Source organism: Staphylococcus sp. GDY8P54P, from assembly GCF_017892645.1.
GTDB classification, from domain to species: Bacteria; Bacillota; Bacilli; order Staphylococcales; family Staphylococcaceae; genus Staphylococcus; species Staphylococcus ureilyticus.
This window is the reverse complement of record NZ_JAESLN010000010.1, coordinates 255,768-273,378: the sequence shown is the minus strand read 5'-3', so window position 1 is coordinate 273,378 and position 17,611 is coordinate 255,768. Positions and strand designations below refer to the sequence as shown.

Genomic DNA, 17,611 nt, shown 5'->3' with positions numbered 1-17,611 from the left:
AACCATCCAAGTGGAGATGTAACACCCTTTCCTGAAGATATCAATGTAACCGAACGGTTAATGCTCATCGGTGAAATGATGGGTATTTTATTCTATGACTGTATTATTTCTCAGATAGTCATACTTATTTCATTAGACAATATAACTTAAAGTTAGAAGTATAGCAGTATTTTGACACTCCTATTACTTTTATTTTTTAATATATAAAAACAAACTTAAATTATGATTCTTGACTAAGAAATATTCATAAAATTTTAATAAAAGATACTGTTAGCAAAAGCAATTATAGTCTTTTATCTACCTTTGTTGTTATATGAGGGTAATTCATACAAAAACGGCAATTGTTACAATAGCAATTGCCGTTTGATAAAAATTTTATTTCAAATTCAAATTGTCTCGATAATCTTTAATGATTTGATCATTATCACCAGGATAGAAGTAATAAAGGTCATCATCGCCTAAAGTATTTTCACCATTTAAAGTATGACGATTCACATTTTTTTGCGCAGCTTTATAATCTGAGCGAATATCATTTAAATCAGTTAAACTCAAATCCGTTTCAACATTATCTTCTACCGCATTAAAAATTGAATTAATTTTAGGAATAGAACTTGGATTCATTGATTTTTTAGCTACTGCTTCAATGACGAGTTGTTGACGTGCTTGTCTTCCTTCATCGCCTCCAGCACCCGCTTCTTTTCTACTACGCATAAATGCTAAAGCTTCTTTACCATCCATGTGATATTTTTTTCCTTTTTCAAAAGAATAATTAGATTTGGTAAAATCCCCATTACTAACAACGTCTACACCGTTCACTTCATCAATAAGCGTAGAAACTCCGTCCATGTTAATAGCAGCATAATGATCAATAGGGACATCCATTAATTTTTCTACAGATTTCACTGCCATATCCGGTCCACCATATGCATATGCATGATTAATTTTCTCTTCTGTATCTTTACCAACTATCTTAGCATGTGTATCACGAGGCACACTAATCATTTCTGTCTTTTTATCTTTCGGGTTAATTGAAAGAAGTACGATAGAATCAGATCTTTGACCACCATTCTCAGATGCTCTAACCTCATCAGAATCAATACCGAACAATGCAATAGAAATAGGTTCTCCGTCTTTTAACGGCTTATCTCTCAGTTCAGAATGCTCTCTATCCAAAGGATTATTGATGGAGCTATTTAATACTGTTAATTTATAAAAAATAAACGCTGCTGCAAATATTACAAATAACCCTAAAATAATGATTATTGTTAGAATAACTTTTTTTGCTTTTGAATTTTTCTTTCTTTTTCTTCTTTCCATATACCACCCATCCTTACTTTTTGACTAGCAATCTTTTTATAATTTGAATAATACGTTGTTGATCTTCGACTGCCATATCAGAACCAGAAGGTAGACATATACCTTGTTCGAATAAATATTTAGCATTGTCAACACCATCAAAATAATATTCATATTGACTATATAGTGGCTGTAAATGCATTGGTTTCCATACAGGTCTCGCTTCTATATTTTCTTTACTAAGTGCTTCAATTACATCTTTTGCTGAAAATCCTGTTTTATTCTCATCAATCGTTAATGCTGTTAACCATCTGTTAGACTTAGATTTAGGTAGTTCTGGTTGAAATTCGATGCCTTCAATAGTTGACAATTCATGATAATATTTATCAAAAATTGCTCTTCTTTTTTGAACACGTTGCTCCAATACTTCCATTTGCCCTCGTCCGATACCAGCTGATATGTTGCTCAATCTATAGTTAAAACCTAATTCACTATGTTGATAATATATCGCTTTATCCCTAGCTTGAGTTGCTAAGAAAAATGCATGTTCATTTGATTTACTATCATTTGTGACTAACATACCACCACCACTGGTAGTAATTATTTTATTACCATTAAATGAAAAAATACCATAATCGCCAAAACTTCCGCTCATTTCCCCGTGAAATTCTGCACCTAAAGATTCAGCCGCATCTTCGATTAAAGTTACATTATATGAATCACAAATTGCTTTAATTTCATCTAATTTAGCAGATTGTCCATACAAATTAACTGCTATAACGGCTTTTGGTTTAATTGATTTTTTTTCAAATTCTTTGAATGCTTTTTCCAATGCAACAGGCGACATATTCCAAGAATCTAATTCAGAATCAATGAATACAGGTATAGCATTTTGATATAAGATTGGATTAGAAGTTGCACAGAAAGTTAAAGAGGTACAAAATACATAATCCCCTTCTGTTACGCCACTCTCTATCAGTGCCAAATGTATAGCAGCAGTTCCACTACAAACAGCCAGTGCTTGATCTATATTGATATAAGATTTTATACTATTTTCAAATTCAGTCACATTCTCTCCTAATGGCGCTATCCAATTCTGTTCAAATGCTCTCTCTATATAAGTTTGTTCATTCCCACCCATATGTGGTCTAGATAAATATACGCGTTCATTTGTCAACTACTCTCACTCCTCCTTAGGTTTTGCTGGTGTACCAACAACTATTTGTTTGTCATTAACATTATTAATAACGGTCGCCCCTGCACCTATGATACAATCACTACCTATTTTTATTTGTGGTAATACTGATGCGCCAATAGCAATATGCGAACGTACTCCTATTGCAACATTTCCAGCTAATGTTGCATTTGGAGAAATATGAACATAATCTTCTATAAAATTATCATGTTCAATAACTGAACCTGAATTGACTATTACATGGTTACCTATTCGTGCGTCTGGATTAATAACAGCATTAGGCATGACAACTGTTCCAAACCCAATTTGAGCACTTGGGCTTACACTCGCAGTCGAATGTATCAGTGCTGGAAATCGATTTTTATGAAGTTGCATTTCTTTAAACAGTTTATTTCTTATAACATTATTACCTATTGCTAAGCAGAAATAATAATCTTCACTATAAAATTTTATATTATCTAAATTATCATAAAAACAATTCCCATTCTCTTCATACGAAGAGAACTTATTATCCAAAAATCCTACGACAGTATAGTCCGGTGATTCATCGATAATATCTTTAATCACTTTAGAGTGGCCACCATTTCCTATTAAGATTATACGTTTCATTAAACATTACCTCTAAATTTTTCTGCAGTGACATGAGATTCAGAACTAATATCTTTTTTCTTCAATACATTCTCTATTGTTTTATATAAAATATACATATCTAGTTTAAATGATTGATTTTCAGCATACCATACATCAAGTTTAAACTTCTGTTCCCATGTTATTGCATTTCTACCATTTATTTGTGCCCAACCTGTAATGCCCGGTTTAACATTATGACGTTTTCTTTGTTCTTCATTATATAAAGGTAAGTATTCCATTAGTAATGGTCTTGGTCCAACTAAGCTTAAATCACCTTTCAACACATTTATTAATTGCGGCAATTCATCAATACTTGAATTTCTAATTTGAGAACCTAGCTTTGTCATACGTTGCTCATCTGGTAATAATTGACCTTTATCATCTACCTCTGTTGTCATTGTTCTGAATTTGTAAATGTCGAAAGGCTTTTCATATTTTCCAGGTCTAGTTTGTTTGAACAATACTGGTTTCCCCAGTTTTTTTGAAATTAATAGATATGAAACTATTAATATCGGTGAAGATATAACTAATAAACCTAAACTAATTATCAAATCAAACATTCTCTTTAGCATTAGTGCGACCCCTCACTTTCTTACTTATCAAATCGACTAAATATTTCAAGTTGCTTTTTGACAACATCCACTTCATTATAATTGTTTTTTGCTCTTATAAAGCTCGCTTCTTTAAATTTTTTTAATTTATTATTATCATTTGCTAATTCTTCAATTTTATTTGCAATATACATACTTGCTTGTAAAGGAACTAAAAAACCATTCTCATTATCAATTACTTCTTCTCTCGAACCCCGTATGTTTGTTGCAATAATTGCATTTTTCATTGCCATAGCTTCAATGATTGATCTAGGCATACCTTCTCTATAAGACGGTAAACAATATATATCACTTAAAGCTAAATATTCATTAATATTAGAAATTTGTCCTGCGAAAATAATATTTTTTTCTTTTTTATATTTTTTTAGCATTTCTTGTGTTTCATTATCCCTTTCGCCTTCAGGTAAATCACCTATAATTATATACTTAATATTATTCGAAGACAGTTTATTATAGGAATCTAAAAGATCTAATATTCCTTTTTCTTTAACTAGTCTTCCAATAAAAGTAACAACAATATCGTCAGCTTCAATTTTTAATTCTTTTTTTAAATTAGTCAAGTTATCTTTATTTATTAATTCAAAATTAAATTGGTTATCTATATCTATACCATTGTTAATATGCAGATAATTATTTTGTTTAGATTTTTTTAAAAAGTTATTTTTTACAGCTGTGTGATAGTCTTCCTCACTTTGAGTGAATATATAATCAGTAAAGTATTTCCCAATAAATTTCTCAATATTAAAATAAAATTTATATGCCTTTAATGACATACCTTCATGGAAATAAAATCCGTGTGCTGTATATATTATTGTCGGCACACCTGCTAACTTAGCAGCAATTCTGCCTAAAACTGCAGCGATAGGTGTATGAACATGAACAATATCTGGTTTGATTTGTTTAAATAACTTTACCATTTTCAAAATAGAATTCATATTGCTAATTGGATTGATATTTCTATCAATATTTATATTATGATAGTGAACACCTTGCTGTTTGACTTCATTTTGTTGTGAACCAAAAGTGCTTACACAATGAACTTCCATACCACTTGCAACACTCGTTTCATTCAAAGTTTTCAAAAGTTTTATATGCGTCATTTCAATTGCAGCAATTTGCACAATTTTTAACATTATAGCCTCCAAAGCTTTTGATTAGATTGAACATCTTCATGGCTAATATTGCCTTTAATATCAATGATAATTCCGTTTTCTTTTGCAAAATTAATATAATCATCACATTCATTTAAATATTCACTATGAGGAACTGCAAATAACACTACGTCAGCTTTTTTTAATTCACTTTTATCTCTTAAATTTAGATTGAACAATTTCTCTGCTTCGTTTTTATCTGCTTCTACATCATTCACTGTTACTTTTAATCCGTATTCTTTAAGTTCTTCAATAATATGAATAACCTTTGTATTTCTTAAATCTGGACAATTTTCTTTAAATGTAAGACCTAATACATTCACTGATGCGCCTTGAACTTCTAATCCTTGCTTTAATAATTCTTTAATTACATTAGAAGCAATATGTTTAGCCATATTATCATTTATTCTTCTACCTGCTAGAATCACTTCAGGATGGTGACCAACTTCCTGAGCTTTATGTGTTAAATAATATGGGTCAACACCAATACAATGGCCGCCTACTAACCCTGGTTTAAAATTCAAGAAGTTCCATTTTGTTCCTGAAGCTTTAAGTACTTCGTTAGTGTCTATGTTTAATTTATCAAAAATGATTGCGAGTTCATTCATTAATGCAATGTTCACATCACGTTGTGTATTTTCAATTACTTTTGCTGCTTCTGCCACTTTAATTGACGATGCTTTATGAACTCCTGCTGTAACTACTGAGCTGTATACGTCTGCAACTACTTCTAACACTTCAGGTGTTTGACCTGATACTACTTTAGTAATTGTTTCAAAAGTATGCACTTTATCACCAGGATTTATTCTTTCTGGTGAATAGCCAACGAAAAAGTCTTTACCACAAACTAGTCCTGAATGTTTTTCTAACACAGGTACACAGTCTTCTTCTGTTGCACCAGGATATACTGTTGACTCGTAAACTACAATTGTGTCAGGCGTAATCACTTTCCCCACCGTTTCACTAGCTTTTAATAATGGAGTTAAATCTGGTTTGTTATGTTTATCTATCGGCGTAGGTACAGCTACAATAATAAAATCAGCTTTTTTCAAATCCACTGCATTTGAAGTGTACTCTATATTAGTTTGCTTTAATTTATCTTCTGTAACTTCATTTGTTCTATCGTAATTATTTTTTAGTTCTTGAATCCTTGACTCATTAATATCAAATCCAATCACTTTATGTTTATTTCCAAATGTAACAGCTACTGGTAAACCTACGTAACCTAACCCAACTACAGCAATATTTCTTTCCATCAAATAACATCTCCCAAATTTTATTTATAATATTCTAAATACCAATCAACAAATTTATTTACACCATCTTGAATTGTAGTTTCTGGTTTAAAATCAATATCTCTAAACAAGTCATCTACATTTGCATAAGTTTCAGGTACATCTCCTGGTTGTAAATCCATGTAGTTTTTCTTAGCTTCTTTTCCTAATTTATTTTCAATTGCTTCTACAAACTCCATTAATCTGACTGGACTGTTATTTCCTATGTTATATATTTTATAAGGTGCATAAGAAGAACTAGGATCTGGATTTGCACCTGACCATTCTTTATTTGGCGATGCAGGTTTTTTCACTAATCTACTTATTGCTTCTACAATATCATCCACATAAGTAAAATCTCTCATCATATTCCCGTGATTATAAACATCTATAACCTCATCATTTACAATCGCTTTTGTGAATTTAAATAGTGCCATATCTGGTCTTCCCCATGGTCCGTATACTGTGAAAAATCTTAAACCGGTAGTTGGCAAATTGTATAAATGACTATACGTATGTGCCATTAATTCGTTAGATTTTTTAGTTGCAGCATATAAACTTAACGGATGATCTATGTTATCCGAAGTGCTAAATGGTTTAGAAGTATTTGCGCCATATACAGAACTTGATGATGCATAAATTAAATTTTGTATATCAAAATGTCTGCAACATTCAAGTATATTCGCGAAACCAACAATATTAGCATCTATATACGCTTTTGGATTATCGATGCTGTATCTAACACCCGCTTGAGCTGCTAAATTAACAACCACTTCTGGTTTTTCATCTTTAAATATTTTTACTAAATCTTCGTAATTTTCTAATTTTAATTTGTAAAAAGTAAAATTCTCTTTTCCTATGGATTCTAGTCTATCTTCTTTCAAAGAAACTGAATAATAATCATTTATGCTATCTACACCTATAACATGATGTCCTTGTTTAATTAACTTTTTCGCAAGATGCGATCCAATAAATCCTGCAGTACCTGTGATTAAAATTTTCATATTTTATATCTCCTTCACTTTTTTGATTGGTACACCTACATAAACAGAATTTTCTTCTGTACTTTTATTTACTACAGCTCCGGCACCAATTACATTTCGTTTATTGATAGTATTGCCACCAAGAACTCTTACTCCAGCAGCAATCCATACATCATTTTCAATAATAATCTTTTTAGGACTTACTGGGTTATACTTAATTGGCGTATTTCTATCAGTCCATGTATGATCTGATGATATTAATGTTGTATGATTAGCTATTGAAACACTATTACCAATCTCAATTTTTCCATATGCATCAATATAACTATATGCATGTATACTTACATCATTACCAATGGATAAGCTATCTATATTTTTTATAGTTACGTATTTCCCAATAAAAACATTTTTTCCAATACTATTTGCATATTTATTTAAATATAAATAACGATATAATATTGCAAACTTTGATTCACTTAATGAAAAGATATCCCATAAAATATTGGAAATTCCTTTAGGTAACAAATTATATGGTTTTTGCATTACTTTTATAATCGAATATATTTTGCTTTTCATTATACTCACTTCTCTCGCAAATAATTTTTATAGTAAACATACATAACGGATGAAATAGGTAAACAGAGTAATGATAATATAAATGATGATTTGCTTTTGAATTTAAATTTTCTACTCAATTTCAATTCAATCCAAGATATATCAAACAATAAAATATTTTTTATTTTTTCTTTTAAATTTGGTAATTGATCATTGGCGAATTTTCTATATTCACAATAATTTTCTGCAGATTTAAAATAATTTAATTTAACTTTACTACTAATCCCATCACTTTGATATTCGACAAATTTTGTTTTAACATTTGATAAATGAAAATTATAATATCTACTATAATCAAATAGTTGATAAGATGGTGGCATATGTATAGACGCACCATATTGTGGAAATGTCATATATTTAACTATTCTTGTTTTAAATACGTAACATTTATCGCCTTTAATTTGATATTTATATCTTAAATCTACCCAATTCGCATTATCAATTTTTGGTAACTGCTCTCCTACAACATCCCCATTTTCAAATGTATCTAATGAGATTAAAGCATTCATCTTATTATTCTCAGAAAATTGTCCAATAAAGAACTCAACAGCCTCAGGATAAAACCAGTCATCACTATCAAGACATGTGAACAATTCTCCCATTGCATTTTTTAAACCTATATTAGTAGCTATATGTTTCCCATTATTGCTTTGTTTTATATATCTGACAGGAAATTTTTCTGTTGTAAATGTTTTCACAATTTGTTCAGTATTATCTGTAGATCCATCATCAACAATTAGCCATTCAAAATCATAATTTGTTTGTTTAACTAATGAATCAAATAATCTAGGTAACGTGTGTGCCCTATTATATGTTGGGGTAAAAATAGTTAATTTTGTCATTTATTATCTCCTATCCTACAAAGTAAGTTTATAAATTCTTCACCTTTATCTTTAGGGATAATTCTATTACTATGAAGGTTACATTTAATTTTTTTATAAAACTCTTTATCTTCATATAATTCGAAAATTTTATTTGCTATTTCATTTCCCTTCATATTAGTAATAAATCCATTTTCACCATCAGTAATTTGTTCATAAACAGTTTCAAAATTAGTAGCCACAACTGGTACTTCATAATAAAGCGCCTCATCAATTGTGTTCGATTTCCCTTCAAATCTAGAAGGATGTACAAGGATATCTATTTTTTTAAGTATACTTCCTGTATTAAATTTAAATCCTACTGGTAATACTGTTTTTTCTAAACCATTTTTTTGTATTTCTTCATTAACCCATTTTTCCAATTTACCAGTACCAACGATATACCATTTAAATCTAATCTCTTTCTTTTTCAAAATTTTAGCTGCTTCAAGTAATAAATCTAAGCCTTTACCGCTGTCTAGCCTACATATTGTACATAAATTCATATAATTTAAATCTAAATCAAAATTTTCATCTTCTATATTTTCATATAGTTTAATAGGTAAACTGTTGTAGTATACATAGGGAGTTATATTAAAGATTTTCTCAAAACTTTCAGCTGTCATATTAGAAACGGCAAGCATTCCATCCATTTTATCGAAATATTGTTTATCCAAATGATGATTTCTTTTTAATACTTTATAATCTGTTCTTATCCAACCAATTTTATGATTAGCTTTAATATAATCCTCTATAAAGTAAACAGAATGTCCTCCAGATACACCAATCGCAAAATCATAATGTTCTGTGAAATCTTCATTTTTCCATTTATTTTTTACCCAAAATTTCTGTTTACTTTTGGTATTATCATGTAATTTCAATTGACTTTTAATCGCAAAAATTAAAAACTTTAAAATCAAACCTGGTTTATTCAAATTTTTAATTATTTTTTTAATCAATTTGTTTTTGTCTAACATTAACAGTGAATACTTACTAGGAACAGTAATAATATTTATGAATTCTGGAATATAATTTGTTAATTTATCTTGTTGATTCATTATCATCATATCAATTTCTATATCATGATCTTTTAATTCATAAAATAAATTCACAAGACTCTTCTGAGGTCCGCCAAAATCAAAATTATTTACCACAAATAATAATTTCATTTCTTCACTCCTTATAAATAAATATATAACTAATTACATTTCAACTTTTTCTCTTTTTGTATATCTCTAATAACATAAAGTACCCAGTACCAATTGTTGTGTATTAGCTGTATAAGTAAAAGGGGTAAAATTAAATATATTAATTTGTTTTCAAAAAAGATTAGTAAAGATAATTGAACTACCACAGTTAACATTGCTGAAAAAATAAATTGCTTATGATGTGGGATTTCATTTTTAGTTGTTAAAAATGTAGTGAATAACATCTGATTATTATATAAAAATCTATATATCATTATTATCATCAACGGTCCAATTGTTAACAAACCATAATCTGCGCCAATTAGCTTTAATGCGTAATCCCCAAACAATAATAAAAGAATAAAACCACTAAAATTAAAAATATAATTAGTAATCATTGATTTTCTAAATAATTTAATTAATTCATCATATTGATTTTTCACACGCAAATAATTAAATTTTGATAAGTATGTATTAAAATATGAATTTGATAGTGTTAAAATCATTGTTATAATTTGATTCACTAAACCAAATTGACCCGATACCTTTAATGATAGAAAATAAGAACATAAGATTATAGGAAAGTTGATAATGAGATAATTTGAAAATGATAATAGACCCGTTTTAATTGTATTGGGTAAAATTGCATTAAATATTTCTTTATTATATTTAAACTTGATTTTTTTCTTGGTTGCTCGTGTTTCATTTGAAAATCTATAAAAATTAAATGATTGTAATACCCTGTTTACAATTACAGATAAAAAATATGCGAATGAAACGCCAATTATTCCATATCCCAATATTAGAAATATAATTGATAAAATCAATTGCGATACCTTTGTAACCACTAAAATTTGGTTATAAACTTTTATAGCACCAATTCCTTTTAATACTGCATTCCAAAAAGAAAATGAAATATTAAGTACAATAGATAACATATAAAATAACCAAGCTATTAAAGCTGTTTGGATATTAATTTCTCCAATTGTAATTTTAATTAAGTAAAAAGTTCCTAGACTTAAAAATAATACAAAAATGATCAATCCCATAATATAGTATATAAATTTCACTGTAGACAAAACCTTCACGAAATACCCTAAGTGAATTCCTGTAGATTTAACATTATTTGTATCATAACCCTCTTTTTTTAATGATCCAGCCCCAGACCAAATATAAGTTATGTTTCTTGATATTACAGTTTGAAATCCAAAGTCTATGAGCATAGCCAAACCATACAATGAGGTGAATGTATACCATAGTCCTAACTCTGCAGAGTTTAAAAATCTAAGTATAATAGGTAGTAGCATTAAGTTTACACCTTGTACCATTGCTAAACTGATATAACTCCACGCAACATCCTTTTTCCCAATATTCATGAACTACACCTTCTTTACTATAAACTTATTGTTCAGATAACTTATTATCAATAAAATAATGAAGAAATTTGTAAAGAATGATATTTGAATCGTTGCATTTGCCATAAAGAATAATGATAATTTTATACATAAATATGACATGGCATACATTTTAAATACTGAATCACTCTTATATATTTTCTTATCAAGTATCATTACAAGTATAATACTTATTAATGAAAGTACAGGCGCTAAATACGGTCCAAAATATAAAAACCCTTGACCTATCATTGGTAATATTTGATCAGAAACCAAAGACCTCTGATAAAAAACTTCATTAAATGATGTTAAAGCACTTGCATGTTGTCCAAATAATGAATTTAAAAATACTACTGATCTAAATAATTCACTAATAATTGCATCAAACTGAAAAGGTGCATAAACATAACTAGTATCAATTGAATGGGCTACATTAGATACCCCTGAAAAATACAATTGTAAGTCAGTGTTAAGATTTTCGAACGTACTACTTGATTTAGCAATAGATGTATTAGCTTGCGAAGCAATCGTATTTTGTTTTAACAATGTAGACACTGCTATTAATAATAATGACATTCCCACTGATAATATAATAATCAACTTACGATAATTTTTATATAAAATAAAAACAGTGAACAATCCAGTCACTAACGGTAAAATAATACTAAATCTACTCGTTCCAGTAATAAATGACGATGATATGCCAATTACTATAAATGATAGTAATAACCATATAATGTTTTTATTATATTCATAGAATTTGTATATCCAATTTAGCAAGCCTATTGTAACAACTATTTGCGCAAGTTGTACTATTAAGAAAAACAAAGAAACTGACTCTACTACATCTTTACTTTTCAATTGAGAGGCAGACCAAATAAAAGTATACCTTGCAAGTACTTCTGGATTAAATAATACAATTACAAAACCGAAGAGTACAAAAGCCCAGCCAAACAAATTAGGTTTAGCTGTTATTTCTTTAAATTCAGTTTTGTTAGAATAAAATCGTTTGTGCAAAATACAGAATGTGACGATAATTACTACCATTTCAAATAACATTAAGTTTATAGCTTTGGTTTGAGAACCAAGAGATGTAGACATACCAATATCAACATTCACGCCATAAATAGACATTAATAATGGAGAAATGATATACCTTATCAACATGGTGATATTTACAATGGTGATACCAATATTGTTAAACATATATCTACTGAACATTGGTAACAAGAAATACAAACACATAAATAATAAAGGTAGTGCTATTAAATTGTTGGGTAATTGGACGTCGCTCAGCAATATTGAAAGAATGCTTATGAGAGACAAAATTAAAACTATAATTCTATAAAAAAATATCATTTTATAACTTCCTATTAGCAAATTGTATTAATTTTTCTTTTGATTCATTTTGGTTAGTAAATAGTTCATTAATAACTTCATCTAACTCGTTTTTGGGAACAGTTACTGCCTTACCACGATAAATTTTCTCATATACTTGCTCAGAATGTATTTCATTTTTATTCAATAATTCTTCAAATAATTTCTCGCCTGATCTCATACCAGTAAACTCTATGCCAATATCTTCTTCTTTTTTACCACTTAATCGAATAATATTTTTAGCTAAATCAACTATTTTTACTGGTTCTCCCATATCCAATACAAATATTTCACCACCAGTTGCTATGGCACCAGCCTGTAACACAAGTCTGGATGCTTCTGGAATCGTCATAAAGTAACGCGTCATCTCAGGGTGAGTAACTGTTAGTGGCCCACCAGCCTCTATCTGTTTTTTAAATAATGGAATTACAGACCCTCTTGAACCCAATACGTTTCCAAACCTTACAGCTACAAGATCAGTTTTAGAATTTTCATTATTTAAACACTGAATATACATTTCAGCTACTCTCTTTGTAGATCCCATTACATTAGGTGGATTAACTGCTTTGTCAGTTGAAATCATTACAAATTTTTTCACTTCAGCATTTATTGCTGCCTCAGCTGTATTTTTTGTTCCTAAGATGTTATTTCTCATTGCTTCAAATGGATTAGCTTCCATTAAAGGTACATGTTTATGTGCCGCAGCGTGATAAACAACATAAGGTTTATATTTCAACATTACTTCTTGTAGTCTCACTTTATTTTGCACATCGGCAATCACTGGTATAATTTCTATTTTATTATTATATAAATTTGTCAATTCCTGATTTATTAGATAGACGCTATTTTCTCCATGTCCTAATAAAATTATTTTACTAGGTTCAAACTTACACACTTGTCTACAAATCTCAGAACCTATTGACCCACCTGCTCCAGTCACTAAAATTGTTTTATGAGAAAGCTCTTTTGATATAAGTGCCATATCTAATTCTACTGGTTCTCTACCTAATAAATCTTCTACATCTACTTTTTTGAGTTGATTTACTTCTATATCACCAGACAATACATCTTCAATATTTGGCATTTTAAATAATTCTATGCCTTCAATATTACATATATCATTTATTTCTTTAAGCCTCTTCGCATTTAGTGTAGGTATTGCTATTATTATTTTTTTAATTCCAAATCTTTTCACTAATTCAGGAATATCTTTAATATAACCTTGTACCTTCACACCTTCTGTAATAACTATTCTTTGTTTGTTTTTATCATCATCTACAGCTAGTACAGGTTCCATTTTCATGTCTGAACTTCTTAGCATTTGACGAACTAACATTGAACCACCTTGGCCGGCACCTACTATTAATGTCGGTTTCTTTTTAAAATTTTTACCAATTATATACTTTCTATAGACTCTCCAAAATAATCTTGAACCACCAATAAGTATTAAATGCATCATCCAAGTTATAAAATACAATCTGAAGAATGGACTACTACCTGTCATAAGAGATACAACAATTAACGTGGCTAATACAGAACAACTTACTGCTTTTACAACTAACATTAATTCGTTTACACTAGCATATTCCCACGCACGATGATATAAGTTAAATAAAGCAGCAAACACATGATGTGAAATAAACAATATGATAGATGATAAAACTAATAAATCAAATGTATAACTTTCAAAATATGGTTCTAATATAAAATATCCCAAAAACACAGAAAATGTTACAATTACTGAATCTATTATGATTAACATAAATAGACGTAATCTTGCAGAAATTTGTGCCACTTATAAATCCCCTCATTCAATTTTATTTAAAAATGCCAAACTTTTTTTTATAATTATAATCTTGTGTTGGAATTTTCTTCATTAACTTCTTATCCTCAATAATTAGTTTTGCATTTTCAATTAGTTCGCTGATTTCTTCCTTATAATTTTTAAGCTTTTTATCGTTTAATAATGATTTCATTAAAAATGGCCTTTCATTAACACTATGTGCATCCGAAGCAATAAAATGTGTGAGATTATTATCAATCATTTGCAAAGTGATTTTCTTAATGTTTTTGCCCATACTACCATTTAATGACGTAGATGTTATTTGACTTAAAGCACCACCATTAATTAACTGAAATAACAGATCTAAGTTTTGTGCAATTGCTCTATTCCTTTCAGGATGAGCGATTATAGGAATGTATCCTAAAACTTGTAGCTCATTCAATAAATTTTGAGTGTAATGTGGAACTTCATTTGAAGGAAGCTCAATTAATAAGTAACGAGAGTTATTTATTCCTACTATCTTTCCATTATCAATTTCCGGAAGTATTTGGTCTGTAATACGAATTTCTTGACCATAATAGAATTCAATACCTAGTTTTTTAATTTCTTCAATAGATATTATCTCATTCACCTTTGACTTCACATTATCTACAGGATTGTTATATCTTGTTTGCAAATGATGTGGTGTTGCTACAATACTAGTAATACCTTCTTCCTTCGCTTGAGTTATTAAACTTATAACGTCTTCCTTTGTTTTTGGACCATCATCAGCTCCAATCAATATATGATTGTGTATATCTATCATATTTACTCATCCCCATAATAATAGTAATAACTTGAACCTTTTTCGATTGTCATTTTATTTAAGACTGCACCGATAACTTTCCCACCTGATTTAATCAATAATTCTTTAGCTTTTTTCACTTCATTTTTTTCATTTTTTGAACCATCTATCACTAACACACAATCTCTAACACCTTTAGCATATAATTGTGCATCTGTAACAGTAGTCACTGGCGGTGTATCAATTATAATAAAATCAAAACCATCAGTTAATTTGTTAAGTAATTCGTGGAAATTTGTTGATGTAATAAGTTCTGACGGATTTGGCGGTATTGGGCCTGAAGTTAGGACATTTAAATTCTCAATATGCGTTTCTTTTATAGCATCAGTCTGAAGTGCTTTGCCAATTATTAAATTAGATAAGCCACTATGATTTGCTAGATTGAAAATATTTTGTTGAGTTGGTTTTCTCATATCGCCATCAATAATTAAAGTGTTATAGCCTGCTTGCGCATATGTAATAGCAATATTTGCAGTTATTGTACTTTTACCTGATGCTGGTTTTTCAGATGTAACTATAAGTGATTTTATTTCTGAATTCGCACCTGAGAACATAATATTTGATCTAATCCCTCTAAACTTTTCACTAATTGTAGACTTAGGATTGTTATGAACGTATAAAGGTGATATTGTTTTTTCTTTTTTCTTTGCCATAAATAATATCCTTCCTTATTTAAATTTTTGTATTGAACCTAAAACTGGAATATCTAATTCGTCTTGTACATCTTGTTCATTTTTAATGCGTGTATCAAAGATTTCTCTTAAAACTATTACAACCGCTGCAACCATTAAACCTATTACTATGCCAAGTAAAGCATTTACTAACATTTTAGGTTCAGTTTGAGTTGCAGTGTCATCTGCTTTAGATAAAATAGATACATTGTCTATGTTCATAATCTTAGGTGTTTCATCACTAAAAACTTCAGAAAATACATTTGCTATTTTTTCTGAATCATTCTTATTCGCACTTTCAACTGCAATATTTAAAATTTGTGATTCAGTTTCACTTGTTGCTGAGATCATACTTGATAATTCTTTTGCCGAATATTTGTTATCTAACTCTTTTGAAACTTCTTCTAACATACGAGGGCTTGTTGCAATTTCAGCATATGTATTCACCAATTGAATATTACTTTGAACCTGTTGAGCCTGCATTGCAGAATCGCTTTCTTTTTCGTTAACTATTACTTGTGTTGATGCTTGGAACATTGGTTGAACTAAAATTAAAGAGCATAGAAGACCTATAATTAAACCAACTATTGGTAAAATTATGATTAAATTAAAATTTCTTTTAATTATTCTCCATATTTTTATTAAATCTACTGAATTCTCCATGAAAACCTCCTGTTATTTTTCCTCAAATTTTCCATTTTAATTAATATATAGCTTATTATATTATTTTCTCAGAATGTAATTAGTATAGTTAAAATATACTAATTTTACAACCTTACAATTAGTAATACAAATAAATTTTACAAATATTTAACAATAATACTCATTTTCAACTTAATTACTTTAATTTAAAATTTTATTCTAATTCAGTGGATTTTTACACATATTTATTAGACTCGATTATTAGCTAAAATATTTAAAAAACCGCATCACTTGTGATATGCTTCACAAAAACATAACAGCAATTCTCATAAACCTCATATGTTCTGATACGTTCAAAATCCCTTTATGAAGCGGCTGAAAAAACCGCATCATTTATGATATGCTTCACCGCGCATAATTTTAAACGCACGGTAAACTTGCTCGATTAAGACGACGCGCATCATTTGGTGTGGAAATGTCATTTTACTGAATGACAGGGCGTAGTCACTTCTGTTTAAGACGTCTTGATGCAAGCCATTGGAACCACCGATAATAAATGTGAAGTCGCTTTGGCCACGTGTCATACGGCTTTCTAATTCTTTAGCAAGTCCTTCAGAAGTCAGCATATTGCCTTTTATTTCTAAGGTAATGACTGTGGATTGTGGTTTTACTTTTGCTAGTAAGCGTTGGCCTTCTTTTTCTTTCACTTGTTCAACTTCTTTGTCACTCATATTTTCGGGTGCTTTTTCATCTGGCACCTCGATAATTTCAATTTTAGAATACGCACCTAAACGTTTTTCGTATTCAGCAATTGCTTGTTTCCAGTATTTTTCTTTTAATTTGCCAACTGCAAGTATAGTAATTTTCATAATTTGCCTCCTGTAAAAGCTTAAGAATCAATAGTTATTAGACTTATCCACAAGTTATGCACTTATTCACACAATACCCTCTTATTATAACAGGAATGTATACGATAATTTAAAACAATTTACGTTTTTTTCACAAATAACAGTGGATAACCTGTTTATTTGTGGATAACTCTGTGTATAATGTGGGTATTTCTATGTTAATTGTGCACATCTCTGGATAACTTGGGAT

The 17,611-nt window shown here is 29.4% G+C and carries 18 protein-coding genes; 1 reads left to right on the top strand and 17 read right to left on the bottom strand.

Translation table 11 applies throughout. The features are described from left to right. The first annotated feature begins 39 nt into the window (after positions 1 to 39). Positions 40 to 150 carry a hypothetical protein gene (locus KA883_RS13715; RefSeq protein WP_481906484.1) on the top strand — a complete coding sequence of 37 codons (111 nt, stop codon included), beginning with the start codon at positions 40 to 42 and terminating at the stop codon, positions 148 to 150. 225 nt (positions 151 to 375) lie between these two features. Here KA883_RS13715 and KA883_RS07135 read toward each other — a convergent pair whose 3' ends face one another. From KA883_RS07135 to rlmH, 17 genes are all read right to left on the bottom strand, one after another. After that, positions 376 to 1,317 carry an LCP family protein gene (locus KA883_RS07135; RefSeq protein WP_038679397.1) on the bottom strand — a complete coding sequence of 314 codons (942 nt, stop codon included), beginning with the start codon at positions 1,315 to 1,317 and terminating at the stop codon, positions 376 to 378. 13 nt (positions 1,318 to 1,330) lie between these two features. Beyond that, the gene (locus KA883_RS07130) at positions 1,331 to 2,437 is read right to left on the bottom strand and encodes a DegT/DnrJ/EryC1/StrS family aminotransferase (RefSeq protein WP_210139933.1); all 1,107 of its coding nucleotides are present in this window, start codon (positions 2,435 to 2,437) and stop codon (positions 1,331 to 1,333) included. A 42-nt stretch (positions 2,438 to 2,479) separates the two neighbouring features. Then, the gene (locus KA883_RS07125; RefSeq protein WP_210134138.1) at positions 2,480 to 3,100 is read right to left on the bottom strand and encodes an acetyltransferase; all 621 of its coding nucleotides are present in this window, start codon (positions 3,098 to 3,100) and stop codon (positions 2,480 to 2,482) included. Beyond that, positions 3,100 to 3,693: a sugar transferase gene (locus KA883_RS07120; protein WP_210134137.1), complete on the bottom strand. Its 594-nt coding sequence runs from the start codon at positions 3,691 to 3,693 to the stop codon at positions 3,100 to 3,102. The genes KA883_RS07125 and KA883_RS07120 overlap by 1 nt, the downstream gene beginning before the upstream one ends. 20 nt (positions 3,694 to 3,713) lie before the next feature. Then, positions 3,714 to 4,865 (bottom strand): glycosyltransferase family 4 protein, encoded by a 1,152-nt coding sequence (locus tag KA883_RS07115; protein WP_210134135.1) that lies wholly within the window; start codon positions 4,863 to 4,865, stop codon positions 3,714 to 3,716. After that, entirely contained in the window at positions 4,865 to 6,139 is a 1,275-nt protein-coding gene (locus KA883_RS07110; RefSeq protein ID WP_210139929.1) for a nucleotide sugar dehydrogenase, read from the bottom strand. The genes KA883_RS07115 and KA883_RS07110 overlap by 1 nt, the downstream gene beginning before the upstream one ends. A gap of 20 nt (positions 6,140 to 6,159) precedes the next feature. Further along, entirely contained in the window at positions 6,160 to 7,161 is a 1,002-nt protein-coding gene (locus tag KA883_RS07105; RefSeq protein ID WP_210134131.1) for an NAD-dependent epimerase, read from the bottom strand. Positions 7,162 to 7,164: 3 nt separating this feature from the next. Beyond that, positions 7,165 to 7,716, bottom strand: a complete 552-nt coding sequence (locus KA883_RS07100) for an acyltransferase (RefSeq protein WP_210139928.1) — start codon at positions 7,714 to 7,716, stop codon at positions 7,165 to 7,167. A gap of 5 nt (positions 7,717 to 7,721) precedes the next feature. Beyond that, positions 7,722 to 8,597, bottom strand: coding sequence for a glycosyltransferase family 2 protein (locus tag KA883_RS07095; protein WP_210134127.1), 876 nt, complete (start codon positions 8,595 to 8,597; stop codon positions 7,722 to 7,724). After that, positions 8,594 to 9,784, bottom strand: a complete 1,191-nt coding sequence (locus tag KA883_RS07090; protein ID WP_210134125.1) for a glycosyltransferase — start codon at positions 9,782 to 9,784, stop codon at positions 8,594 to 8,596. The genes KA883_RS07095 and KA883_RS07090 overlap by 4 nt, the downstream gene beginning before the upstream one ends. A 29-nt stretch (positions 9,785 to 9,813) precedes the next feature. Further along, positions 9,814 to 11,178, bottom strand: a complete 1,365-nt coding sequence (gene wzx / locus KA883_RS07085; RefSeq protein ID WP_210134116.1) for an O-unit flippase-like protein — start codon at positions 11,176 to 11,178, stop codon at positions 9,814 to 9,816. A gap of 3 nt (positions 11,179 to 11,181) precedes the next feature. Next, positions 11,182 to 12,402: an oligosaccharide repeat unit polymerase gene (locus KA883_RS07080; protein WP_210134114.1), complete on the bottom strand. Its 1,221-nt coding sequence runs from the start codon at positions 12,400 to 12,402 to the stop codon at positions 11,182 to 11,184. A gap of 154 nt (positions 12,403 to 12,556) precedes the next feature. Then, complete coding sequence (locus KA883_RS07075; protein ID WP_210134112.1) at positions 12,557 to 14,368, bottom strand: polysaccharide biosynthesis protein; 1,812 nt, start codon at positions 14,366 to 14,368, stop codon at positions 12,557 to 12,559. A 22-nt stretch (positions 14,369 to 14,390) separates the two neighbouring features. Then, positions 14,391 to 15,161, bottom strand: coding sequence for a tyrosine-protein phosphatase (locus KA883_RS07070; protein WP_210139927.1), 771 nt, complete (start codon positions 15,159 to 15,161; stop codon positions 14,391 to 14,393). A gap of 2 nt (positions 15,162 to 15,163) precedes the next feature. Further along, the gene (locus KA883_RS07065) at positions 15,164 to 15,853 is read right to left on the bottom strand and encodes a polysaccharide biosynthesis tyrosine autokinase (RefSeq protein ID WP_210134108.1); all 690 of its coding nucleotides are present in this window, start codon (positions 15,851 to 15,853) and stop codon (positions 15,164 to 15,166) included. A 15-nt stretch (positions 15,854 to 15,868) separates the two neighbouring features. After that, positions 15,869 to 16,534 (bottom strand): YveK family protein, encoded by a 666-nt coding sequence (locus KA883_RS07060; protein ID WP_038679421.1) that lies wholly within the window; start codon positions 16,532 to 16,534, stop codon positions 15,869 to 15,871. A gap of 368 nt (positions 16,535 to 16,902) precedes the next feature. Then, the gene (gene rlmH / locus KA883_RS07055; RefSeq protein WP_046207193.1) at positions 16,903 to 17,382 is read right to left on the bottom strand and encodes a 23S rRNA (pseudouridine(1915)-N(3))-methyltransferase RlmH; all 480 of its coding nucleotides are present in this window, start codon (positions 17,380 to 17,382) and stop codon (positions 16,903 to 16,905) included. Positions 17,383 to 17,611 lie beyond the last annotated feature (229 nt).

Excerpts from the sequence above, each read along its gene's own strand:
- KA883_RS07135 (WP_038679397.1), bottom strand. The coding sequence starts at position 1,317 with ATGGAAAGAAGAAAAAGAAAGAAAAATTCAAAAGCAAAAAAAGTTATT.
- KA883_RS07130 (WP_210139933.1), bottom strand. The coding sequence starts at position 2,437 with ATGGGTGGGAATGAACAAACTTATATAGAGAGAGCATTTGAACAGAAT.
- KA883_RS07125 (WP_210134138.1), bottom strand. The coding sequence starts at position 3,100 with ATGAAACGTATAATCTTAATAGGAAATGGTGGCCACTCTAAAGTGATT.
- KA883_RS07120 (WP_210134137.1), bottom strand. The coding sequence starts at position 3,693 with ATGCTAAAGAGAATGTTTGATTTGATAATTAGTTTAGGTTTATTAGTT.
- KA883_RS07115 (WP_210134135.1), bottom strand. The coding sequence starts at position 4,865 with ATGTTAAAAATTGTGCAAATTGCTGCAATTGAAATGACGCATATAAAA.
- KA883_RS07110 (WP_210139929.1), bottom strand. The coding sequence starts at position 6,139 with ATGGAAAGAAATATTGCTGTAGTTGGGTTAGGTTACGTAGGTTTACCA.
- KA883_RS07105 (WP_210134131.1), bottom strand. The coding sequence starts at position 7,161 with ATGAAAATTTTAATCACAGGTACTGCAGGATTTATTGGATCGCATCTT.
- KA883_RS07100 (WP_210139928.1), bottom strand. The coding sequence starts at position 7,716 with ATGAAAAGCAAAATATATTCGATTATAAAAGTAATGCAAAAACCATAT.
- KA883_RS07095 (WP_210134127.1), bottom strand. The coding sequence starts at position 8,597 with ATGACAAAATTAACTATTTTTACCCCAACATATAATAGGGCACACACG.
- KA883_RS07090 (WP_210134125.1), bottom strand. The coding sequence starts at position 9,784 with ATGAAATTATTATTTGTGGTAAATAATTTTGATTTTGGCGGACCTCAG.
- wzx (WP_210134116.1), bottom strand. The coding sequence starts at position 11,178 with ATGAATATTGGGAAAAAGGATGTTGCGTGGAGTTATATCAGTTTAGCA.
- KA883_RS07080 (WP_210134114.1), bottom strand. The coding sequence starts at position 12,402 with ATGTTTAACAATATTGGTATCACCATTGTAAATATCACCATGTTGATA.
- KA883_RS07070 (WP_210139927.1), bottom strand. The coding sequence starts at position 15,161 with ATGATAGATATACACAATCATATATTGATTGGAGCTGATGATGGTCCA.
- KA883_RS07065 (WP_210134108.1), bottom strand. The coding sequence starts at position 15,853 with ATGGCAAAGAAAAAAGAAAAAACAATATCACCTTTATACGTTCATAAC.
- KA883_RS07060 (WP_038679421.1), bottom strand. The coding sequence starts at position 16,534 with ATGGAGAATTCAGTAGATTTAATAAAAATATGGAGAATAATTAAAAGA.
- rlmH (WP_046207193.1), bottom strand. The coding sequence starts at position 17,382 with ATGAAAATTACTATACTTGCAGTTGGCAAATTAAAAGAAAAATACTGG.